The organism is Alteromonas sp. ABV4_150, from assembly GCF_056311745.1.
Genome location: NZ_CM149971.1, coordinates 4,148,193 through 4,169,619, shown reverse-complemented (window position 1 = coordinate 4,169,619; position 21,427 = coordinate 4,148,193). Strand labels below are relative to the sequence as shown.

The 21,427-nt window shown below is 42.5% G+C and carries 20 protein-coding genes; 9 read left to right on the top strand and 11 right to left on the bottom strand.

Features of this window, described 5'->3' with window-relative positions:
* Positions 1–2: 2 nt before the first annotated feature.
* The 6 genes from ACYX4M_RS18110 to ACYX4M_RS18085 all read right to left on the bottom strand — a co-directional run bounded on the left by ACYX4M_RS18110 (position 3) and on the right by ACYX4M_RS18085 (position 6,151).
* Positions 3–332 carry a DUF883 domain-containing protein gene (locus tag ACYX4M_RS18110; RefSeq protein ID WP_476081177.1) on the bottom strand — a complete coding sequence of 110 codons (330 nt, stop codon included), beginning with the start codon at positions 330–332 and terminating at the stop codon, positions 3–5.
* 177 nt (positions 333–509) lie between these two features.
* Positions 510–2,603, bottom strand: a complete 2,094-nt coding sequence (locus ACYX4M_RS18105) for a response regulator (protein ID WP_476081176.1) — start codon at positions 2,601–2,603, stop codon at positions 510–512.
* Between the two features lie 12 nt (positions 2,604–2,615).
* The gene (locus ACYX4M_RS18100) at positions 2,616–3,068 is read right to left on the bottom strand and encodes a response regulator (protein ID WP_025255558.1); all 453 of its coding nucleotides are present in this window, start codon (positions 3,066–3,068) and stop codon (positions 2,616–2,618) included.
* On the bottom strand, positions 3,058–4,575 hold the full coding sequence (locus ACYX4M_RS18095; RefSeq protein WP_476081175.1) for a sensor histidine kinase: 1,518 nt from the start codon (positions 4,573–4,575) through the stop codon (positions 3,058–3,060). Before ACYX4M_RS18095 ends, ACYX4M_RS18100 begins: the two co-directional genes overlap by 11 nt.
* A 4-nt stretch (positions 4,576–4,579) precedes the next feature.
* Positions 4,580–4,804 carry a hypothetical protein gene (locus tag ACYX4M_RS18090; RefSeq protein ID WP_476081174.1) on the bottom strand — a complete coding sequence of 75 codons (225 nt, stop codon included), beginning with the start codon at positions 4,802–4,804 and terminating at the stop codon, positions 4,580–4,582.
* Between the two features lie 15 nt (positions 4,805–4,819).
* Positions 4,820–6,151, bottom strand: coding sequence for a sigma-54-dependent transcriptional regulator (locus ACYX4M_RS18085; RefSeq protein ID WP_334060571.1), 1,332 nt, complete (start codon positions 6,149–6,151; stop codon positions 4,820–4,822).
* Between the two features lie 476 nt (positions 6,152–6,627).
* On the opposite strand from ACYX4M_RS18085, the gene ACYX4M_RS18080 reads away from it, so the two are divergent.
* Complete coding sequence (locus ACYX4M_RS18080; RefSeq protein ID WP_476081173.1) at positions 6,628–7,233, top strand: exopolysaccharide biosynthesis protein; 606 nt, start codon at positions 6,628–6,630, stop codon at positions 7,231–7,233.
* Between the two features lie 6 nt (positions 7,234–7,239).
* On the opposite strand, the gene ACYX4M_RS18075 is transcribed toward ACYX4M_RS18080, so the two are convergent.
* Both ACYX4M_RS18075 and ACYX4M_RS18070 read right to left on the bottom strand, forming a co-directional pair.
* Positions 7,240–8,163: a LysR family transcriptional regulator gene (locus tag ACYX4M_RS18075; protein ID WP_476081172.1), complete on the bottom strand. Its 924-nt coding sequence runs from the start codon at positions 8,161–8,163 to the stop codon at positions 7,240–7,242.
* A 54-nt stretch (positions 8,164–8,217) separates the two neighbouring features.
* The gene (locus ACYX4M_RS18070; RefSeq protein ID WP_476081171.1) at positions 8,218–8,568 is read right to left on the bottom strand and encodes a rhodanese-like domain-containing protein; all 351 of its coding nucleotides are present in this window, start codon (positions 8,566–8,568) and stop codon (positions 8,218–8,220) included.
* A 191-nt stretch (positions 8,569–8,759) separates the two neighbouring features.
* Here ACYX4M_RS18070 and ACYX4M_RS18065 point away from each other — a divergent pair, with 191 nt between their 5' ends.
* On the top strand, positions 8,760–9,071 hold the full coding sequence (locus tag ACYX4M_RS18065) for an ArsR/SmtB family transcription factor (protein WP_476081170.1): 312 nt from the start codon (positions 8,760–8,762) through the stop codon (positions 9,069–9,071).
* 87 nt (positions 9,072–9,158) lie between these two features.
* Here ACYX4M_RS18065 and ACYX4M_RS18060 read toward each other — a convergent pair whose 3' ends face one another.
* Both ACYX4M_RS18060 and ACYX4M_RS18055 read right to left on the bottom strand, forming a co-directional pair.
* Positions 9,159–9,899 carry a PRC-barrel domain-containing protein gene (locus ACYX4M_RS18060; protein WP_476081169.1) on the bottom strand — a complete coding sequence of 247 codons (741 nt, stop codon included), beginning with the start codon at positions 9,897–9,899 and terminating at the stop codon, positions 9,159–9,161.
* 191 nt (positions 9,900–10,090) lie between these two features.
* A complete protein-coding gene (locus ACYX4M_RS18055) occupies positions 10,091–10,447 on the bottom strand; it encodes a MaoP family protein (protein ID WP_476081168.1) in 357 nt (118 codons plus the stop codon).
* A 396-nt stretch (positions 10,448–10,843) separates the two neighbouring features.
* On the opposite strand from ACYX4M_RS18055, the gene ACYX4M_RS18050 reads away from it, so the two are divergent.
* The 7 genes from ACYX4M_RS18050 (at position 10,844) to ACYX4M_RS18020 (ending at position 20,506) form a co-directional block, all read left to right on the top strand.
* Entirely contained in the window at positions 10,844–11,011 is a 168-nt protein-coding gene (locus ACYX4M_RS18050) for a hypothetical protein (RefSeq protein WP_334060578.1), read from the top strand.
* Between the two features lie 113 nt (positions 11,012–11,124).
* Positions 11,125–11,955, top strand: a complete 831-nt coding sequence (locus ACYX4M_RS18045; protein ID WP_476081167.1) for a LysR family transcriptional regulator — start codon at positions 11,125–11,127, stop codon at positions 11,953–11,955.
* Positions 11,956–12,027: 72 nt separating this feature from the next.
* A complete protein-coding gene (locus ACYX4M_RS18040) occupies positions 12,028–12,378 on the top strand; it encodes a DUF2750 domain-containing protein (RefSeq protein ID WP_476081166.1) in 351 nt (116 codons plus the stop codon).
* A 165-nt stretch (positions 12,379–12,543) separates the two neighbouring features.
* Positions 12,544–12,777 carry a DUF2789 domain-containing protein gene (locus ACYX4M_RS18035; protein ID WP_476081165.1) on the top strand — a complete coding sequence of 78 codons (234 nt, stop codon included), beginning with the start codon at positions 12,544–12,546 and terminating at the stop codon, positions 12,775–12,777.
* Between the two features lie 65 nt (positions 12,778–12,842).
* Entirely contained in the window at positions 12,843–14,240 is a 1,398-nt protein-coding gene (locus ACYX4M_RS18030; RefSeq protein ID WP_476081164.1) for a ribonuclease J, read from the top strand.
* Between the two features lie 196 nt (positions 14,241–14,436).
* Positions 14,437–18,609 carry an EAL domain-containing protein gene (locus tag ACYX4M_RS18025; protein ID WP_476081163.1) on the top strand — a complete coding sequence of 1,391 codons (4,173 nt, stop codon included), beginning with the start codon at positions 14,437–14,439 and terminating at the stop codon, positions 18,607–18,609.
* A gap of 217 nt (positions 18,610–18,826) precedes the next feature.
* Positions 18,827–20,506, top strand: coding sequence for an AMP-binding protein (locus tag ACYX4M_RS18020; protein WP_476081162.1), 1,680 nt, complete (start codon positions 18,827–18,829; stop codon positions 20,504–20,506).
* A gap of 204 nt (positions 20,507–20,710) precedes the next feature.
* Here ACYX4M_RS18020 and ACYX4M_RS18015 read toward each other — a convergent pair whose 3' ends face one another.
* Positions 20,711–21,364, bottom strand: a complete 654-nt coding sequence (locus ACYX4M_RS18015) for a dUTP diphosphatase (protein ID WP_476081161.1) — start codon at positions 21,362–21,364, stop codon at positions 20,711–20,713.
* Positions 21,365–21,427 lie beyond the last annotated feature (63 nt).

Genomic DNA, 21,427 nt, shown 5'->3' with positions numbered 1-21,427 from the left:
TTTTACTTCTTACGTAGAAGTGATGTTACTAGCATACCTGCTGCAAAAGCGATACCTGCAGTTTGGATAGGATTCTCAATTGCGAATTGACGTACTTTTGATGCCTGCCATTTCTGCTCTGCCAAACGCTTTCTTTCTGACATGTTTTCTGCAGACGACGAAGCTGTGCGACGAATGTTTTCTTCCGCCACGCCAGCACTATCCGCTAACTTGTCTACTGATGCATGAAGGGTGTCTTTTAGTTGATCCGTTACTGGGTGACTTGGTTCAGCCACACCGTTAGTGCTTGTTGTCTTAGCGGTTTGTGGTTTTGCTGAAGTTTGTGTAGCCATAATACTCTCCTTAATATTTTGGGTTCACAATAACTGTTGCAACGGGTGTACCAAATAAAAAGTCCTTTATTTACAGTTGGATAGATTTTTTTTCGTTTGGGAGGGGGAAAGGTTTGCAATAGAAACGCGTTATCCTTGCAAACCCCTGTAATATTTTCCTACTTAGGAAGTGAAAAACTAACCTCCATCCACAACGGATGCGAGGTCATCTTTTGAAACGGGTTTGAGTAGAGCGCTATCTATACCTATTGACCCCATCATGTCTTGATCCGCTTCATGCCCGCTAACAATGGTAAGCGTCGCATTTGGCAACTTATCTTTAAGTTCACCAGCTAAATCGTAACCACTGTAATCGGGTAGCGTTAAATCCATTAGTACATGATCAAAGTTGCCGCCTTGTGCCGCACTAAGTGCATCTGCACCGCAATTCTCGGTGGTAACTTCATGACCCAAGTGCACTAAAAATAGCTGCAATAGCTCTGCAGCATCTTCATCATCTTCAACCACTAAAATACGCTTGTTAGCAGGGGTACTGTCATCGTTACTCTCAGAAGTATGTTCCGCTGTTAAATCTTTAGTCGTATAGAGTTCGAATCCGTCACTCGAAGGCATGTTTTCTTCTGGCGCATAAGGTTTGTCTAGGGGCATATCAGCAACTTGTGCTTCTACATTAGTAAAAGTGATGTGATCGCCAGGAGGAAGATATTGTGACAGAAGGTGAGCTAATGCAAAGCGGTCTATTGGTTTGCCTATGATATCGTTAAAACCTTCACGTATTAGAGATTCTCTGAGACCTTTGCGACTGGCCGCGGTAACTGCAATGACGGGAATATCTTTGCCATGACGACGTATAGCATGTAGCGCTTCAATGCCGTTCATCACTGGCATGTGGATATCCATAAGAACTAAATCAAAAGGTTGATTGTGCTCATCAGCCTGTAACACTGCTTCGAGTGCTTTAACGCCATTTTCAGCATAACTAATGTCTGCCTGAGACTGGCTTACAAGGTGGCCGGTAAGTCGTCGAATTTCTCTTAAGTCATCAACAATCAGTACTCTACCTGTAACATTCAGATCGATACTGCTAGATTCAACGTTTTGTATCTGACCGAGCTCCATGTCAATGAGGGGCTGTGTAGATACGTCACCTGGATCAATATCAAATGTGAATGTACTGCCTTGCCCTAGTCGAGATGACACATCTATATCGCCACCAAGCTTAGTGACAAGTTCTTTACAAATGGCCAGTCCTAGACCTGCACCACCGTGATTGGCGCGCATCACATCTTCAATTTGTTCGAAAGGTTGGAAGATATTAATTAGTTTGTCTGGAGGTATTCCAATGCCACTATCGTCTACGGAAAATTTAAGTCGCTGAGGTTTTTCGGAATCTGTTGAGTTTCCCTCAAGAGTAATAGTGAGCGTGATGCTGCCCTTGTCAGTGAACTTAACCGCATTAGAAATTAGGTTAAGCAGGACCTGACGAAGTCGAGTGGGATCTGTCTGAACAAATTCAGGGATTTTGGTATTAGAAACCACATTTAAACTCAGCCCCTTATCCTTGGCGTTCAAGCGCATTAATGAGTGAATATCAGTAAGAAAAGCAGATAGGTTCACATCTTTAATGTTTAGTTCTAATTTCTCTGCCATTATCCGAGACATGTCGAGTAAATCGTTGAGCAAGCTCAATAAATGTTTGCCGTTTGAATGAATTATCGATAGCTCTTGTTGGAACGGGCTGTTTCTCGCGTCATCTATGAGAAGTTCTGTGTAGCCTAGAATAGAGGTGAGAGGGGTTCGCAGTTCATGACCAAGATGAGCAAGGAACTTGTCTTTAGCTTTGTTCTTTTGCTCAACCTTGTTGCGTTCAATCCGTTCGTTCTCTATGTCCCGACGAACCATGGCGTAGCGTATGGTGCGCATAAAGCGTGGTGTTTCTATTTCAGACTTCTGTAGATAGTCAGCGGCGCCTGCGCGCATTACCATTTCATCTACTGTAACGTCTGACTGACCCGTTAAAATAACGACTGGAAGACTAAATTGATTCGATTTCAAAACGCCCAAAACATCTATGGCATTCTCAGCGCCTAATAAGTAGTCGAGCAAGCACAAATCAAAATCTTGGGTCTTTAGTGCTTCAACGGCATCAAGACTGTTTGTCACCCAAGTCAGCTCGAACTTAGGTGACTCACATTGTTCTAGATAGTCAGAAGTTAAGAAGTAATCATCTTCGTCATCTTCTACCAATAGAATTTTAATAACCTCTGACATCTAGTACCTCTTTTACTCGTGTGGTAACTCTACAAACTCGATCCAATAGCGTCCTAGCGCACGCATTAGTTCAACCAAGCCCTCAAAATTAACTGGTTTAGTAATATAAGAGGCGCAACCAAGGTCGTAACCACGAAGCATGTCCTCCTCTTCTTTCGATGTTGTTAAAATAACAACGGGAATACTGCGTAGTTTAGGGTCGTTTTTAAGTTCCTGGAGTGCTTCGCGACCATCTTTTCTCGGCATATTTAAATCAAGCAAGATGAGGCTAGGGCGAGGCGCTGACGCAGGATCCGTGTATTTCCCCTCATGACGGAGAAACTCCAATAATTCCACACCGTCTTCAACACAAAATAAATTGTTTAGTACGCGACTCTCTTGCAGCGCGTCAACGGTCAGTAAGCGATCATCCTCATCATCGTCGGCCATCAATATATTTATTGGTTGGGTTTGTTTACGCGTCATTGTGTGTCTCTCCATTATTATTGTTAGAACCAAACGGCTCGCTATCCACTGGGACAATTATAGTGAATGTGGCCCCGTGACCTTGCGCGCTCGTTGCAGTGATCTGACCATTATGTCTTTCTACTATTCTTCGACATACGGCAAGCCCTATGCCCGTGCCCTTATACTCACTCCTACCGTGAAGGCGCTGGAAAGGCGCAAATATTTTCTCTGCGAATGACTGGTCAAAACCAATACCGTTGTCGGTAACCGTAATTTTTATCCAATCGTATTCCTCAGACATTATGATATCTCGAGTATCTTCTTCGCTTGCTTCTTGTAAATTGATTTTAACAACGGGCGTAACGCCTTCACTTTGAAATTTAAGCGCATTAGAGACTAAGTTTAAAAACAGTTGCTCGAGCTGTGTCTTGTCACCACGAACGGTAGGCATATTCTCGCTAACGTCTACCCGCGCTGATTTTTCATCAATGGCGATTTCTAAATCGCTCAATACGCTTTGTACAACCTTGTTTAAATCTACTTCATTAAAATCTTTGCCACGGGTTGATACACGAGAAAACGCAAGGAGGTCAGATATAAGCATCGACATGCGCTCAGCTGCATTTAGCATTCGCGCTAGATAATCTTTACCTCTTTCATCAATGACCTCGTTGTATCCAGACTCTAGCCGGTTGCCGAACGCCCTAATTTTGCGAAGTGGTTCCTGCAAATCATGCGAAGCAACGAATGCAAAATCTTCCAACTCTCGATTGCTGCGGGCCAGCTCGTCAGAGTAAAGGCTCAACTCTTGTGTCCTTTCTTCAATACGAGACTCTAAGTCTTCATTTATAGACTCAAGATCCGCTTGATATTTCTCGTGTTCACGCGAATTTATTTTTAGTAGTAGAAAAACAGCGATAACTAACAAAAGGGTAGTTGCTGAAGAAATAATTAAGGTGTTTACCGAGTCTCTTCGCAAGCTCATCAAATTTGCTAAATGCGTACCTTGCATACCACGCTCAGATGCATCAATTTCACGAAATAGCTCTTCGAAACGTCTGTAAAGGTCAATACCTTTATCACTTTCAACTAGGTTAACGGCCTCTTTCTGCTTCCCTTCCTTTATGAGTTCAACGACTTTAATAACTTCGTTGATCTTTGCCTTGGTTAGGTAAAGCAATTCCTCAATTCTTACAGATTGTTCGTCTATATCTGAGGAAAAAGAGCTCACTTCTACCTCGTCCATTAACTCACCGATAACGCCAAGTGTTTCAGTATAGTCAGTGAGATATTCTTCATCGTCTGTAAGCATGTAGCCGCGTTGACCAGACTCCACTCGCAGCACCGCTACATGGAGTCTATTCACTGCATTAATTACACGATTAGTTGTAAATAGTCGCGCTTCAAGTGCTGAGAGGTCGTTAAGAGTACTTACTACATAAAAAGAGTTTGCAGTCATAACGACAATGATGATTACAACCAAAATTATCCAGCTGTAAATTGAAGACAGAACTTTAGAGATCATTTAATTATTCCGCATCGTTCTTACCCAGTTCTGACGTCATTTCAGAAAGGGTCTCGCTGCAGTCTTTTGCACTGCTTATTATTTTATCCAACGCTGCCAGTGCTTTCTCAGGAGCAACGTCTCCGTTCAATGCCATTTTTACTAGCTCTGCCTGCATAGATATTCTATTTAACGGCTTCCGAGCATCATGTACAAAAACACCCAGTCGTGAAAACTCTTCGCTAGTCATATTAAATACCTCTTATTATTCATCTTTGCTTAGGTCGCCGTAAGCATGAAGACGGTTGTATAAGGTTTTAGTACTTATTCCTAACATTTCTGCTGCAGTAGTCTTATTGCCACTTACTTTCTCTAAGGTGGCGTAGATGAGCTCTTTTTCTACATCTTCAATGGTTCTTCCCGCTTGAAGGGCAGGTGTCGTACTTTGCTTTTGTGCAAAAGGAGATTCAATAGTTTTAGGTAATTCAATCTCACTCTTTTCTGGGTCGCTCATGATAGCTGCACGGTGAACAAAGTGTCTTAACTCACGAACGTTACCTGGCCAATCGTAGGCTTGAAGCGTCTCTAGCTGATTATCTTCCCACTTAAAATTAGAACCATTGTCTTTGTTAAACTCTGCAATAAAAGTTTTTGCCAAAAGAGGAATGTCTTCTTTTCTTTCACGCAAGGGAGGAATGGTAATTGGGAAAACAGCCAGTCTGAAATAAATGTCTTCACGCAACACTTTGCTCTGTGCAATTTCTTCCATTGTTCTATTTGTTGCAGAAACCACACGGCAATTTACCGGAATTGACTTTGTGCCACCTACGCGAAGCACTACTTTGTTTTCGAGTACGCGCAAAAGGTTAGGCTGCATATCGATAGGCATTTCTGTGATTTCATCCAAGAAAAGGGTACCACCCTCTGCCTGTTCAAAAACGCCTTCTTTACGACCTACCGCACCTGTGAAAGCGCCTTTTTCATGACCGAACAGTTCACTACCAATCAATTCTTTAGAAAATGCACCACAGTTTGTGGCAATGTAAGGGCCCTCACTTTCTGAGGCCCGGTGAATTGCAGCAGCAACAACTTCCTTACCCACACCACTTTCGCCTAACAACATGACGTTAGCGCTGGTTTTGCTGACTCTTGAAATGAGTTTGTATAACTCTTTCATCACGGGTGACTCGCCAATAAGCAAGTCGAAGTGTTTCTCGATTTTTTCTTCTGCTGGCGCTTTTGCTTTTGGTTTCTTACTTAGTACCGCTTCAATTTCTTCACGTTGAATTGGTTTTACAAGATAGTCTACGGTGGGTCCACACAACCCTTTTATTACGCTCTTTACTGAAGGGTGGCCTGTAATGAGAGTTACACGGGGTCGCTTAGGCAGCGCATCAAGTTCGTTGAATAGGTGAGCACCGCTTCCATCGGGCAGCATAAAATCTAACAGCACATGATCGAATGTTTCTTTCTCAAGCCAGTCACGGGCTTCTGCTAACGTAGCAGCGGTCAATACGTCATGACCTAAAAATTCAATGATAGTACAAGCTACTTCTGTAAACTCGGCGTCGTCATCAACTAAAAGTACGGTTAGCACACGGATGTCCTTCTCTATTACTTTCCATCAAAAATATGGAATAAAATCAATGTTATATTTTTACCACAATGAGAGAGAAAAGGTAACTGGATAGCTCTTTATAGTCACACATTTCTATGCTTTGTGTTTTCGTTTAACGGTAATACCACATTCAATTTAAGCGCGTTGCTCATAGAAACACTTTCCGTTGAATTCATTGTTACGATTTCATTATCGCAATACGCACTAAAAATTTGATTTGTTAATTTAACAATGAGTGTTACCAATTTACACACTGCTGCAAAAAGTATTCCCAATAATTTGCAAATTCTACTGTGGAGAGGCGCTGGCACATTTTTCGCACAAATCTGAATACGATCTACTTTTCTGAAAATAAGGGTGTGGATGTCATTTGGCGAGTATTTGCGCTCTTTTCGTCCGTATCTCGCCCCTAAAATTAGTGGAATACAATATAAATTGTATCAAAGGAACTGAATATGTGGGCAAAAACAGCTGAAAGATCAATGACTTTGACTGAGCTGCTGACGAAAATGCAACCGCGGTCAAAGCAAAACATATTTTATTTCGGAGATTTTTGGGAAGTCATGGAGAAGCGCGGCTTTGGTCCCATGTTAGCGCTCCCTTCTTTTATTGCTTGCACCCCTGTCGGCGCCATTCCTGGAATTCCATCTTTGACAGGTGTAACGATTTTACTTATTGCATTGCAAATTTTACTCGGTAGCAGGCACCCGTGGTTGCCTCGAAAAGTAATGGATATACAATGTGAGGCTCATCGACTACGCGATATGGTTAAAAAAGTAAAGCCCTATGCAGCACGGGTTGATCGCTTTCTCGTTCCACGTTGTTTCTTTATGAGGCAGCCTGTGTTTCGCTCACTGATTGCATTAAATTGTGTAGGGTGTGGCTTAGTGATGATACCCCTCGAGCTAATTCCATTTATGGGGTTAATTCCAGCATTAGCAGTATTCATCATGTCCGTAGGAATGGCAACAGACGACGGCGCAGTGGCTTTGGTAGGTGTGTCGATCTCACTATTTGGCTTTGTACTAGGTTTTCAACATTTACCGGCGGCGGTTAGCTAACACAAGTTATTCAGTGCAAGAGTCCAACATGAATTCCGAATTGGGCAAGTTCATTGTTTGGTACCTCAGTTCGCCCATAAATGCTCGAGCTGCTGGACCTAATGTGTCTCCATCCTCAAAAGAAAGATAAAGAAGTGCTTTTCTTACCGCTGCATTGTTATCTATGGGAAGTGGAACCAAAGTTCCATCTTTTAATTCGTCTTTTATGATTGCAATGGGTAGCCAAGCAAAACCCAAGCCCTGAGCAATGATATCTAAGGATGTTCTTACGTGACTTACCGTCCAGCGTTGCTCTGCTCCTAGCCATCCAACATCTGCTTTTCGCTCTGCGGAAGAGTCGCGCACGACAATCTGGCGATGACTCTTTAGGTCTTCTAAAGTAAGGGTTCTATTCAATTGATGTAAGGGGTGCTCGGAATGAGCAACAGCGGCGAACTCAATTTCACACAAATCTTCACTAAACCCATTTGGGAAGACAAAGGGAGAGATGCCCAAATCTACTTTTCCGCTGCTTAACAATGCATTTGCACCGCTAAGTACGGTCTCTTCTATTTCTATACGCAGTAGGGGAAACTCAGCAGAGACTTTAGCAAGCACGTTATAGAGCAATTCAGAAGGAAAAATAATATCCACAGCTATGCGCAGCGTTGTTTCGGTCCCCACTTTTAAACTACTAGCTACTGCTTCAAGCTTGTGAGCTTCGTTAAGCAAAAACGAGGCGCGACGATACATAAGCTCGCCTTGTGGAGAAAGCTTAACTTTACGGCCAATATTTTCAAACAGTGTTACACCGATAGCACTCTCTAGTTTTTGAACCGCGTGATGCACACTAGATTGACTTTTATGTACTTCTGCAGCTGCTTGATTGAAGCCACCTGCATCAACCACGGCTTTAAACATTCGCCATTGTTCTAATGTGGATTTAAGCATACACGCCCTCTACCTATGTGTTGGGAGAGTTATAGCATAGTCCTATAGTACAAGTCATTTTTCGAGTGCTTGGTTGATGGTAGGTACAGAACAGGTTACAACTGATACATCGTCATACCCCATACGCATTAGTTGCTCAGCTGCTAATTTCGCACGAACACCAGATGCACAATGTATGTAAAGTGGTACCGATGCCTCTTTGAATTGCTCTAGCGCTTTCATTTCTAACACGCCCCTAGGAATATTGAGAGCAGAAGGTACCGGTTGGCTTTCTGCTTCTTTGATCTCCCTTACATCAATGAGGGCTCCATTGTTGTTAGATAACTCTTCAAAGGCTTGTTCAGCAGTAATGCAACGAATGTCGAAGTCAATATTTTTAATTCGAGTTTGGATATCTATTAGCATGGCGCTTCCATTATTTAACTGCGTCTTGCGACTAAAAATAAGATTAATCTAATGTATTGATTGAAAAAAGATAAAACAATATATATTGCCGAATTTCATCGCATATAATGGCAAGTCGGCAGAATAGTTTATACTTTAGTATAATAAAAAGCTAAATTGTTGTCAGAATACTTTATAGATACGGAGCGCTTATGTCTGAAGATATGGTAATAGGTTCAGATGTTATTATGGAACACGCAGCGGAAGCTGAGATTTTTCTAAAGCAATTTGCGAATAAAACACGTCTTTTGGTGCTTTGTTCGTTACTGAAAGAGGAAAAGTCGGTTACCGAACTACTAGAAATAATCGATGTTTCTCAGCCTGTGATTTCTCAGCATCTTGCATTGCTGCGAGAATCAAAAATGGTAGCGACTAGAAGAGAAGGCCAAACAATTTACTATCGCATTGTTGATGAACGCGTAAAACGCCTTATAGCGCTGATGTACGAATTTTTCTGCGAATAGCCTATTCGTGTTGGCAGTTTAAACTACAATGTCCGCGGAATGACGGACATTGTATGATTTAGCACATCTTTAGCGTTTCATCTAAGCTTATATATGAAGCTGTTTGCACAACATATCAATGTAATCGTCTTCTGAAATTCTATCGCTATCAACCTCTGGTCTATTAACTAACTCGTCATGACTGAGTTTCACTTCAACACTGTGCGCAGCCCAATCGATATTTTTAATATCATTCGGCAATAACGCTAGATGTTTGCCACCAGGAAGCCAGTTATTGGTATCGACAACCAGCATTACAATTTTCCAATTTTGGGTGTCTATTATAAAGTTACTAATGTGCCCAACGTTATCGGTGGTAGTAGCAACTTCATAGCCTCCCACTTCTCCAACAGCCCTTAAATGATTACTGGTTTTTTGGGGGGGAAGTGTTCCAGACTCTTCCGCTTGTTGTAATTCAACAAGCTCATTGGGGTGTGCAAACTCACCCCACGCTCCTGGACCAATCCAGTAGTAGCCGTAGCCAAAATATTTAAAGAGGTTTTCCTCGTACTCACGAGAGACGGGCTTATGCTCGTCGATTGATGGGCTCTTCTTTAGCTTTTCAACAGTCATATTTACATGGACAGTGTCATCATCGTACACAAGTTCTGTCACGGCGATGGGAGATATAACCACTTTTCTGCTAAGCGGAAGCCACGTATTTGTATCCGCGACCAGATAACGTACGGTAAACGTCTCATCGTCAAAAAGAATATCGCGTACGCCTCCTACTTTGTCATCAACGGCATGGATGGAAAAGTGGGTAAGCTGTTTTGAACTAATGATCATCGCGCGTCTCCTTTGCTAGGGCTCTTTGTATAGAGCAACAGTTTTCATTGGTTAACGTCACTCTTTATAACTCTAAGTGTAGACAGTCCTTAACCTTTCTTCATTTTCTTCTTGCTTAGAGTTGATTGAGATCATTTATCTGTAAAAACAAAAAAGCTCGCCAGAGCGAGCTTTTAACGTGCATGTCAAAATTAGGCTACATCGAACTCTTCTTCAGAGTAATTGTCGTCGTAATCTGATTGATTGCTAGCACTGCTGTGCAGGGTATAGAAATGCTTTTTACCTCGTGCCAACTTGACGTATTTTGCCCACGCTTTTTCGAGGTTATTTGCTGCTTCAACTTCGCCACTAATGAACTTCACGAAGTGTTGCTCGTCTTCGCTTTCTGGTGATAGAACACCACTTTCAAGATCTAATAAGGTCTTGCCGTAGTTGGTTAAAATATCAGCTTCAGTAATACTAAAATCCCCAGATTTACGAAATCCATAGGGAAACTTTTGACGGTCAATAAACGGTTTTGCAGATAGTCGAATAGCTAAACTTTTCATGTTGTACCCAACGTAATGTTTTGTTCAGCGCACTTTTAAGTTAAATAAAAGCAAAGATAAAACAAAAGATTTTTTTCTTATCAATAAAAAATTTTCAACAGAGTTAAAAAATGGAACTTGAGGAAATTTTCATTTAATCTGCGCTTAGTTGAACAAGGTGGAACACATCTTTGGTAATTCATAATTTCCTGAAATATATGGCATTTTTAAAATCCTCATCTGCTTTCCTCTGTAGGCGCATTGTCACAAAAATGACACACATACTTGCCAAATACGTCTGTGAAACTACAGTAAAAATGCCATCAAAAATTCTTGTCGCTACGATGATTAAAATTCGTTTTCTATTTCGCCGCTTGGGATAATAATTGAGGGGATGTTAATAACCCTGAGAAGTCGATGAGTAAAGACTATCGTTACCAGCGTGATGAATGGGACTCGGTAGAAGAGGAAGATCTTCACGCTAAAAAACCAAACTCTAAACGTCAAAGTGCCGTGAAGGTAAAACAGAAGCGAGACTTGCAACGACGCGAAAAGCAGCGACGTTTGCATCAAGAAGAGTATTAATTGGATTTTTAGTTAAGCGCACCGTTTTAAACGGTGTGCTCTGTGCATTTGTATTTACTTGCCGTATCATCTGTGTCAGTTTAGACCCACATTAATTCGGTTATACATCTAGCATGGATATACGCTTTCTTACCACCTTTATAGAGGTGGCGAAAACCCGCCATTTCGGCAAAGCCGCTGAAAATCTCTACCTTACTCAATCTGCCGTTAGCGCGAGGATAAAACTTCTAGAGGAATATTTCCATACTACGCTATTCATAAGGCAGCGAAACAGTATCCAACTCACCCAGTCGGGAGAGAAGCTGCTTCCCTATGCCAAGCAATTATGTGTTACGCTTAACGAAGCAAAACAAGAACTGCAAATTCAATCGTCTGAGTACGTGGTTTGTGGAGCAACACAGCTTGCCAGCGAATTACTGCTGCCCACAATGCTAAGTCACCTTCATAACTCATTTCCAGATTGGTCTGTAAAGGCTGAAGTTTTAACGCTCGACTCGCTTTCACGTCAACTACACGAGAGAGTAACAGACCTTGCTTTTTCTACTGAGCCGCTAAAGTCTGAAGAGGTGAATAGCGAGGTAGTAATGGAGCATGAATTAGCACTATATCGTGTAGGTGAGATTTCCAATGTTGTTGATGCAGCTGATTTCGTAGCAATTGACTGGGGTGCTAAGGCGAGAGACTGGCTTCTCACCGATTATCCTCAACTGCGAGATGCAAAGTTAAGGACTAATTCGCTAAGCCTTGCATTGAATAACTTACTCAGCGAAGGTGGAGTAGCCGTGCTGCCCACTAATATCGAAAGGCAGATACCAGCCAATGTCAATGTAACTAAAATAAGAACCCTTGAAAACGTACCATTAAAATTATACATACACAGTATGAAGCAAATACGACGCGTCGGTCTTTCACAGATAATAGACAGTGTGTCTACAATAAGTTGAATGCGACTAATAGCTTTTGCGTGAGTGCCGTCATGTACGGCGCAAAATTGACAGAATTTAAAAGAGAGTCCTATGTCTCAAATACATCCTTTATTAGAAAAAAACGCTTTTCAACGCTTAGAAGCTAGCTTGGCGACCATTAAAGCCGAGCAAAAACTGTTTATCCTCAAAGACGAGCATGGATGCGTAATGCTAACCACCGATGAAGAAGACGGAGTACCGGTTTGGCCTGACGCTGAGCTCGCGCTCTTGTGGGCTACAGAAGATTGGGCGCACTGTGAAGCAATGGAACTTACAACTGAGGAGTTTTTAGCTAAGTGGGTTCCCGGTATGACGCAAGACGAACTTATGGTTATCGTTTGTCCTGTCCCAGCTGAAGAAGGTGAGGTAATTTCACCACAAGACTTTGCTGAGTATCTTTAATCAGCTATCAGGCGGACTTTTGTTTTGAGGGTGCTGGGTGATCTTAAGCATATATAGGAGGGTAACTATTCAGTAAGTAGATATAGTAAGTTCAAGTACTTATCTACTAGATACGTAGCAGGTTATATGTATCCCTCTCATTACCCTAAAACTCAAGGAGGCGTTATGTTTACTGAACAGCCAACAATGAACAGCTTATTTAGTCAACTCGGCCTAGGAAGTTCTGACGAAGAAATCGCTGAATTTTTTGAAACACATCGAGGGCTGAATAAAAGCCAGCATTTACATGAAGCCCCTTATTGGAATGAAAGTCAGTCCGCATTTTTAAAAGATGCTATTGTTGAAGATGCTACGTGGGCTGAAGTTATCGACCAGCTTAACGCAGAATTGCACGAATAACTTTTCAGCGTTTATCTTCAGTTTTCGTTGGTTGAATATAACTTTTTAAGAAGGCAGTAATCACCTTGTTGTACCCAAACATTGATGACTTGTGGTTTGTCCCCTTAGGCGGGACCGGCGAAATTGGTATGAATTTGAATTTATACGGACACAATGGTCAATGGTTGATGGTGGATTGTGGAGTGTCTTTCGATGAGCCCCTCGTTCCGAGGTACAAGAGTGGTGGTGATGGCGAAGAAGAAGAAGGAAGTGCTTCAAAAAAGGTCACCACGCACCGGGTAGTGGCGCCTGATCCGTCTTTTATCGCTAAGCAAAAAGATGCGTTAGCGGGAATTGTGATCACTCACGCTCATGAGGATCATGTTGGGGCTATTCCTTACCTTTGGGAGCGATTTCAATCGCCCATTTATACTACATCATTTACTGCCGAAGTCTTACGACGCAAGCTAGCTCGGAGCAAGCTTGCGAATCGTATCCCCATTGTTGAAGTCGATGCTGGCGACACTCGGCACATTGGCTCTTTCAGCGTGAGCTGGTTGGCCATTACACACTCCTTGCCTGAGCCCTTTGCCCTTAAAATTGAAACTCTCGCAGGTACTGTTTTACACACTGCTGACTGGAAAATTGACGCCAATCCCATTACGGGTTCGCCTTTTGATGTAAACCTCTACAAGCAGCTGGGTAATGAAAACATTCTTGCGTTAGTCGGTGATTCTACTAATGCTCCTAAGCCTGGATTTTCGATTTCGGAAAGAAACTGTTATGACGGTTTACTCAGTACTATTTCCCCGCTTAAAGGTAGGGTGATTGTAGGGTGCTTCGGCAGCAACATTGCAAGGCTTGTTTCATTGGCTAGAGTTGCTAAAAAAACGAAGCGATACATGGCGCTATACGGACGTTCCTTGTTAAACATGTACGGCATTGCAAAGCAACAAGGAATTTGGCCCGATGATTTACCCATAACCGATCCTCAGCACCTGGGTTATTTACCCCCACACGAAGTTTTAGCGGTGGCTACCGGAAGTCAAGGCGAGAAAAATACAGCGTTAGCCCGGCTGGCTCGGGACAATCATCCACACTTAAGTTTGGACAAAGGTGATACTGTCATATTTTCATCCATCGTCATTCCAGGCAACGAAGAGAGTGTAGGGCGTCTAAGTAAAGCGTTATCGGCGAAAGGCGTAGCGGTGATTCATAGTGAGGACAGTGCCTTACCTATACATGCCAGTGGTCATCCTTGCGCAGAAGAGTTAAAACTCATGTATAACTGGGTAAAACCTAAAATTGCTATTCCGGTTCACGGTGAGCACCTGCATTTACAAGCACACGCCGATATAGCGAAAGCCTGCGGTGTAACTAAGCACTATGTGGGTCAAAATGGCGATCTGTATCGGTTATCTCCGCAACCCAGCATTCGCCGTCAAGTTGTACCAGTAGGGCGAGTCCCTGTTAAACAAGATTAACAATAGTTCACTCTTTCGGTAGTGTGCTTGGGGCGCTATTTATTTCGCAAAATTAGGAAGAATTAGTTTACTAATATCAATGTGATAGCCTTATCGCTAAGGTTTGTAAAAACCTTGTATCGAAACTGCCCATGTTTCGAACATTCTGGTACACTAAATTACATAATAAAAATTTAAATTATGCGAACAACTTTCGATGAAGTTTTTATCCTACCTGATGCTTTTGGCTTTTACTGTTTGTAATTATGCAGAGGCTTCTCCACGACTTACCAACCCAGTTTTCCAATCGCTTTCGACAAAAAATGGTCTTCCTCAGGATGTCGTAAACGACATTGTGATAAGTGACGATGGGTTCGTCTGGATTGCCACCGACGGTGGTTTAGTTCGCTGGGACGGCGTAAGAACTAAACGGATAACAGATTCGACTAATACGCTGCTCGATTCGTCAGTATACAGATTAGCGCTGCAAGGTTCTAAGGCGCTTTGGTTTAGCATTTATGGACAAGGCAATTATTACCTTGATTTTTCTACGCAAAAAGTCATTCAAATAGAGCCAGCGAGTTATCACGAATTTGAAGAGCATGTTCAACATGCAGAGACATTTCACTGGTACACCCCAAATGAATTGGTCCTTGCGCTCAACGAAGAAGTGCAGCTGTTTGATACTGAAAAAAACAAACTAACTAGCATCGCTAAGCTACCTTCAGAGCTTTTAGAGAATAATCATATTATTCGTGCTGCTATTACTATTGACGATACCTTGCTGGTAGCGACATCCAAAGGCGTTTATGTAAAAAATATACAGGACACAGAGCAGCCGCTTGTTAGCTTGGATTACTTAGGCGAGACACCACAAAATATTGACAATATTAATGCAAAATTTCTGCTGTTGGATGAGCAGAACAGAGTATGGATTTCAACGGTACTTGGTGTATTCGTCGCACAAAAAAAAGATTTTTTAGAGCAAGTAAACGGGGTTAAAGAAGGTGTGTTTGAGCAAGTTGTCACTGACAGAAATGTGTGGACTATGGTTCAGCACAAAGACAATTCGTTCTGGATGGGCACTAATAAAGGCCTGTATCAACTGGTTGAAACATCGAGCGGCTGGAAGAATGAACATATTTTAGAGCCCAATAACGGCTTTACAGAAATCTCTAATAAAAAAATTACAGCAATAGCGAAAGACGAGGCTGATAATTTGTGGATGAGCTCGGTCTATGCAGGCGCGCTATACTTTGGAGTCAAAAGTGCTGACATTTTTGCTATTCAGAACGAACGAGCGGCAGTAAAGAGCGCACTCACCAGTCATGTGGTGTGGACTTTCGCGGAAACAGAACCCAATAAAATTTGGATAGGTACTGAAAATGGACTCAACCACTACAACTTCACAACAAACACATCTGAAAAGTTTCTTTATTTCGACGACAAAGTATATGGTAAGGGGACGGTAGATAAAATAATTCCGTTGCAGGACGGAAAGTTGTTAGTCAGTACTTACGAAGGAATACGACTATTCGATCCGAAAACAGAAGAAATATCTCGTCCTGAAGTAACAAATAGGGGAGATAACACTGTCTTCGACACCTATATCCCCGGCATGATCTTATCTAATGAAGGCATTTTATACTTTATTGGATATGAGGGCTTTTTTAAGTATGACGTTGATAAAAAAACCGTTACTTCACTAGAGTTAGACCCACGAGTCTTCGACATCAATTTCTCTTACGGCTTTATCGGCCAGTCTACATATCACAATAATAGGTTGTTCTTGGCTACCAAGGGGGGATTGTGGTTAGTCGATCCCGCAACGTCGCAACATGAACTGGTTTATCGTTTTCCAGAGGCACAGCGAGGAAACGAAAGCTCAATATCATCATGGGTCATTGACGACATGGGCGTACTTTGGCTTGCCTATAGTGGAGTCGGTCTAATTGGCGTCGATGTCGACACGTTCGAACCGCTATACAATTTAAACGACACCAATATTTTGTTATCAAACATAGTGTATGGGCTTCAAAAAGATGAGTTTGGGAACATTTGGTTTAGCTCCCATAAAGGTCTTCACAGATACGATCCCTCCACGGCACAAATTAAAAATTTCATATACGGTCGAGAGTTAAGTGTTTCTGAATTTAATCAGGGTGCTTCACTGAAGCTTAATGATGGACGGCTAGCTTATGGTTCAACAAGCGGTGCCGTTGTATTTTCGGCCTCACAGATTGAAAGCTTGGATACAGACAGAAGTTTGCTTAGTAAAAAGACGGCGATCACAGAAGTGGCGGTAGACAATCGTGTGCTGAGCCAACCCCTCAAAAACTTAAGCGGCCATCACTTTAATTTAAACTATGAAGACTATGGATTAACGATCCACTTTTCTTCGCTCACTATGTCTGGAACAGGCAAAGTAAAATATTACTATAAGCTTCTTAATGGTGATCGCGTGGTTACTGAAGGCGTTACCGACGATGCGAAGATAACCTTTACCAATATTGAGCCAGGCGATTATGTTTTCACCGTGGCACCTACGCCAGGTAGCTTCGACTTTAGTGTGCTGCCAGCGGAAATCACGCTATCTATGCCTCATGCTCCGCTTCGTTCACCTCTCGCGTATTCTATATATGCCACTCTTGTTGCCGGTCTTTTAGTGGCTTATTTACTGTCTAGACAGCGTCAGCTATTTAGGCTTCAGAAGGCACAGCAACAGGTTACTTTATTTAGCGATGCGTTTAGACAAACCCGAGACTGGGTATTAATTTTTGATAAAGATAAGCGGTTGGTTGCCGCTAATCCTGCCTTTGAGCAAGTATTTGGATTTAACAACAGAGAGCCACTGCCTAAACAGTTGGCTCGCCTTTACCTGCGTTATCCCAACCTCAACCGGCATCTTTCAGGCAAGTTGCCTGAAATGCAAGGCGGTGACTTTTGGAAAGACGAGACTGCTATTGATGGTGCTGACGGTAAGCGTTACGACGTTTTGATAGATATCACAGCGGTAAGTGGTGAAACCAATGAACCTGAACACTACCTGATTGTAATATCCGACATTACCGAGCAAAAAAATGCAGAGCGTAAGCTGCTTAAAATCGCCACATACGATAGTTTGACTGGCTTAGTAAACAGAACACTACTGCTAGATCGACTCGAGCACGCCATAGGGCTCGCTCGTCATCACTATCATCGCGTGGCAGTGATGTTTCTAGATTTAGATAGATTCAAAGGCATCAATGATTCTTTAGGACACGATTATGGTGACAAACTTCTGCGTATTGTCGCTAACAGAATGCGAAACCTAGTGGCAGAGTCGGGAACGGTTGCGCGTCTTGGTGGCGATGAGTTTGTTATTGTTATTGAAGAGGTGGGCGCCGACGATGATTTAAGCTCATTTGTAGCGCAAATTATCGAATCGGTAGAAACACCAATTTCATTGGCTGATGAGGTGCTTCGTGTTTCTTGCAGTATAGGCATTGCTTTTTACCCTGAAGATGCGTCAGAACCCGCAGAGCTCATTAAGCAAGCTGACGTTGCTATGTATAGCGCTAAAAAAGATGCGTTGAGCGGATTTACTTACTTTACAAGTGATATGAATGAGCGCGCAAAAACGCGGCTGCAGATAGAAAACAAGGTAAAGCGCGCATATTCAGATGACTGCTTCTTTAATCATTACCAGCCAATAGTAGATGCAAGAACTAATAAAACGGTTGGAGTAGAATTGCTACTTAGGGGGAGGTTAGACGACGAACCGCTATTCCCCGATCAGTTTATTCCTGTTTTGGAAGAGCTTAAATACATCATTGAAGTAACCCGTCAAGCCATGCGCCGGGCGGCTGAAGATTTGTCATCGTGGTACGAACAAGGTTTCAATGGGTATGTGTCAATTAACTTATCAGCCCTTCACTTTAAGACTGAGTTTGATTTGAGTGGAGTATTGGGCCTTCTCAATGAGTTTGGTTTACCTAAGGAGGCCTTTAGGTTTGAGATAACTGAAGGCGTATTGATGGATGATAGCGATAATGCGCTAAGACAAATTGAGCGGTTTGTGAAAGAAGGCTTTGTTTTAGCACTGGATGACTTTGGAACTGGCTATTCTTCACTCAGCTATTTGAAACGTTATCCATTATCGGTTTTAAAAATCGATAAAAGCTTTGTTAATGAGATGGCACCGGGTAATGCCAACGAAGCCCTAGTAACAACGACCATAGCGCTCGCTACCAATTTAAAAATGAGTTGTGTTGCTGAAGGCGTTGAAACACAAGCACAGGTTGACGAACTTATCGGAAAGGCTTGCTATTTCCATCAAGGGTATTTTTACGCAAAGCCATGCACGGCAGATGAAATAGCACCTATTTTGTTTGAAAATTGGTCTAAGTGAACGTATTTAGTAGCGGTTTCTAACGTTAAACAATCATAAAGAGTGAAAAGCCGCATATATAAAAAAACTAAATCTAGCGCTCAAAGTGTTGTTATTCATCGCAAATAATGTAAACGCTTGTTTAAAAAGCTTGTTTTTCAATAAAAAATAAGGCTTATTAGAAGTCTGTGAAATCATTGTAAAAATGAGCTACATTATAACAACATATGAGTGACTTATGCCGCTAGACATGACAGCAAACGCAAATACCACGGAAGTAATAACATCGCCATTAAGTATGTTGTACCACTGGGAACAAAGCCGTGGGAACGATGTATTTCTTACGCAGCCTATTAAAGGTGAATATCACGATTACACTTGGAAACAAGTTGCGGAGCAAGCCCGAAAGGTGGCGGCACGATTACGTGAGCTAGATTTTCCACCAGGCAGCCGTATTGGTATCTTTTCTAAAAACTGTGCAGAGTGGTTTATTGTCGACCTGGGCATAATGATGGCAGGTCACGTGTCGGTGCCTATTTTCTCTACAGCCGGCCCTGATACGGTTCAGTATGTGTTGAAACACGCTGATGTACAGCTGCTGTTTGTAGGAAAGCTTGATAATACTGCCGAACAGGTAGCTTCAATTCCTTCTGAATATCTAACTGTTGCCTTCCCTTATCCAAACATTGCGACTAAACAGCAGTGGAAGGAGTTTATGGATATAGCGCCGATAGCAGGTTCACCTGTACCTGATATGGACGACATAATGACAATTATCTACACGTCGGGGAGTACGGGGCAGCCTAAAGGAGTCGTGCACAGTTACAATACTGCTTGTTGGGCAGCGCGCCGCTCACTCGACCAGCTAGGTATCAATGAAAACGACCGCACTATGAGCTACTTGCCACTTGCGCACATCACAGAGCGCGTGCTTGTGGAGCTTTCAAGCTACTATAGCGGTGGAAAAATTCATTTTGTGGAGGACTTAGCTACCTTTCAACGGGACGTAGGTCACTGCCAGCCAACGCTGTTTATTTCTGTGCCTCGCCTATGGACGAAGTTCCAAATGGGCGTATTAGCGAAAATGCCGCAGAAAAAGCTAGATACCTTACTTAAAATACCTATTTTAAACAAAATCGTTGCCAAGAAGATTCGAAATGGATTGGGCATCAATAATGCGCGCCTATGGGCGAGCGGTTCTGCACCATTAGCGCCAGCTGTTATTGAGTGGTTTGCGAAAATCGGTATCTATATTTCTGAAGGGTGGGGGATGACTGAAAACAGTGCCTACGGTACTGGTAGTGTACCTTTCAGGCACGACAAAATTGGTTGTATCGGTAAGCCTTATGACGGTGTTGATATTCGCACATCAGAGGAGGGCGAAATTCAGGTCAAGTCACCGTGCAACATGCTGGAATATTATCTAGAGCCTGATAAAACCGCTGAAGTTTTCACCGAAGACGGTTACTTGCGCACTGGCGACAAGGGTGTCATAGATAACGATGGCTACGTCAAAATTACCGGACGTTTGAAGGACATCTTTAAAACGGCGAAGGGTAAATACGTAACGCCAGCACCTATTGAAGCTAAATTTATGGAAAACCCTGTTGTTGAGCAGGTGTGTGTAACGGGGACTAACTTACCTCAACCGGTTGCGCTTTTGGTATTAAGCGAAGAAGCGCAGAAGAAAGATAAAGCAAGCATTGAAGCGAGCCTTAAGAAAACCTTTGAAGCTATTAACGCTAAATTAGAGAGCCATCAGGTAATGGATCGCGTTGTAGTAATGAAAAACGAATGGAGTATTGAGAACGATTTACTTACCCCAACGCTAAAGGTTAAGCGCCACGTGCTAGAAGAGCGATTTGTTGACATTATACAAGGTAACTACAGCGATAAATTGGTATGGGTTGACGCGTAAGTTGCCTGTTTAGCTATATTTTTCTGACTAGATTAAAAAAGCTCTGTCCTTAGACAGAGCTTTTTTGTAGTAGCCTTATAAAAACAGTCAGGCGTTAAACAGGCTATTCCTTTCGCCCCTCAAGTCTTCACACAGGCGCACCCAATTCCAAAATCTAAGCCCAATACGCTATTAGAATGAAGCTTTATCGGACCTAAGGGAAGTTTAAGAAGGGTAGCGTGCGCGTAAACCTTCGTACACCAAATCGCTAAACTCAGGCTTAGTTAAATCAAGCGCGTCCATCACTTCCACCAAGTGCTCATTGTCTTCACGACCTTCCCATACTTTTACATATGTTCCTTCTTTATAACCGTTGTCTTGGCGGAAGAAGTTAAGAACATTTTTGCCTACATACTGACGATACAATTCGTCGGCGGTCATTTCGCATTGGCTTACGATAAACATAAATAGTGGAACGCTGAATCGTTTAGCAGCGCACAGACCTGTCATTAATTCTAAATTATCAAGAAGGGACTGATTAGATGCGTCGTAGTCTTTACCATCGAAGGTCACTTGAGTGTTGCCACTTGCCAGCTCAGCCGCAATACTTTTGGCAGACTCACTGATATCACCTTTATATTCAATAATGCAGGCGCTCAGCGCAAAATGCCAAATGTCCACGAGCTCCATTTGAAGCTGAGGCAAGTCTTTTTTCTGTGCTTTCCACCATTTCCAGCCGTGATGTTCAATGGCTTCAACAGACTCAACCATAGCCGCACGCAAGTATCCATATCCTGCATTTAGCCAGTCTAGGTTTACTTTGGCGTTCATTTTATCTTGAAGAGAAAGCATGGTGGCGAGTTGTTGGGCGGTTAACATTGTTGCTCCTGACCGTAAATGTGTAATGCATCTTTTAAAGGCGAAATTGTACTTGAATGACGA

What these genes read in the sequence shown, in the direction of transcription:
- ACYX4M_RS18025 (WP_476081163.1), top strand. Translation starts at nt 14,437, where the DNA reads ATGAAGTTTTTATCCTACCTGATGCTTTTGGCTTTTACTGTTTGTAAT.
- ACYX4M_RS18050 (WP_334060578.1), top strand. Translation starts at nt 10,844, where the DNA reads ATGAGTAAAGACTATCGTTACCAGCGTGATGAATGGGACTCGGTAGAA.
- ACYX4M_RS18055 (WP_476081168.1), bottom strand. Translation starts at nt 10,447, where the DNA reads ATGAAAAGTTTAGCTATTCGACTATCTGCAAAACCGTTTATTGACCGT.
- ACYX4M_RS18105 (WP_476081176.1), bottom strand. Translation starts at nt 2,603, where the DNA reads ATGTCAGAGGTTATTAAAATTCTATTGGTAGAAGATGACGAAGATGAT.
- ACYX4M_RS18065 (WP_476081170.1), top strand. Translation starts at nt 8,760, where the DNA reads ATGTCTGAAGATATGGTAATAGGTTCAGATGTTATTATGGAACACGCA.
- ACYX4M_RS18075 (WP_476081172.1), bottom strand. Translation starts at nt 8,163, where the DNA reads ATGCTTAAATCCACATTAGAACAATGGCGAATGTTTAAAGCCGTGGTT.
- ACYX4M_RS18110 (WP_476081177.1), bottom strand. Translation starts at nt 332, where the DNA reads ATGGCTACACAAACTTCAGCAAAACCACAAACCGCTAAGACAACAAGC.
- ACYX4M_RS18080 (WP_476081173.1), top strand. Translation starts at nt 6,628, where the DNA reads ATGTGGGCAAAAACAGCTGAAAGATCAATGACTTTGACTGAGCTGCTG.
- ACYX4M_RS18035 (WP_476081165.1), top strand. Translation starts at nt 12,544, where the DNA reads ATGTTTACTGAACAGCCAACAATGAACAGCTTATTTAGTCAACTCGGC.
- ACYX4M_RS18045 (WP_476081167.1), top strand. Translation starts at nt 11,125, where the DNA reads ATGGATATACGCTTTCTTACCACCTTTATAGAGGTGGCGAAAACCCGC.
- ACYX4M_RS18060 (WP_476081169.1), bottom strand. Translation starts at nt 9,899, where the DNA reads ATGATCATTAGTTCAAAACAGCTTACCCACTTTTCCATCCATGCCGTT.
- ACYX4M_RS18100 (WP_025255558.1), bottom strand. Translation starts at nt 3,068, where the DNA reads ATGACGCGTAAACAAACCCAACCAATAAATATATTGATGGCCGACGAT.
- ACYX4M_RS18090 (WP_476081174.1), bottom strand. Translation starts at nt 4,804, where the DNA reads ATGACTAGCGAAGAGTTTTCACGACTGGGTGTTTTTGTACATGATGCT.
- ACYX4M_RS18095 (WP_476081175.1), bottom strand. Translation starts at nt 4,575, where the DNA reads ATGATCTCTAAAGTTCTGTCTTCAATTTACAGCTGGATAATTTTGGTT.
- ACYX4M_RS18070 (WP_476081171.1), bottom strand. Translation starts at nt 8,568, where the DNA reads ATGCTAATAGATATCCAAACTCGAATTAAAAATATTGACTTCGACATT.
- ACYX4M_RS18020 (WP_476081162.1), top strand. Translation starts at nt 18,827, where the DNA reads ATGCCGCTAGACATGACAGCAAACGCAAATACCACGGAAGTAATAACA.
- ACYX4M_RS18040 (WP_476081166.1), top strand. Translation starts at nt 12,028, where the DNA reads ATGTCTCAAATACATCCTTTATTAGAAAAAAACGCTTTTCAACGCTTA.
- ACYX4M_RS18015 (WP_476081161.1), bottom strand. Translation starts at nt 21,364, where the DNA reads ATGTTAACCGCCCAACAACTCGCCACCATGCTTTCTCTTCAAGATAAA.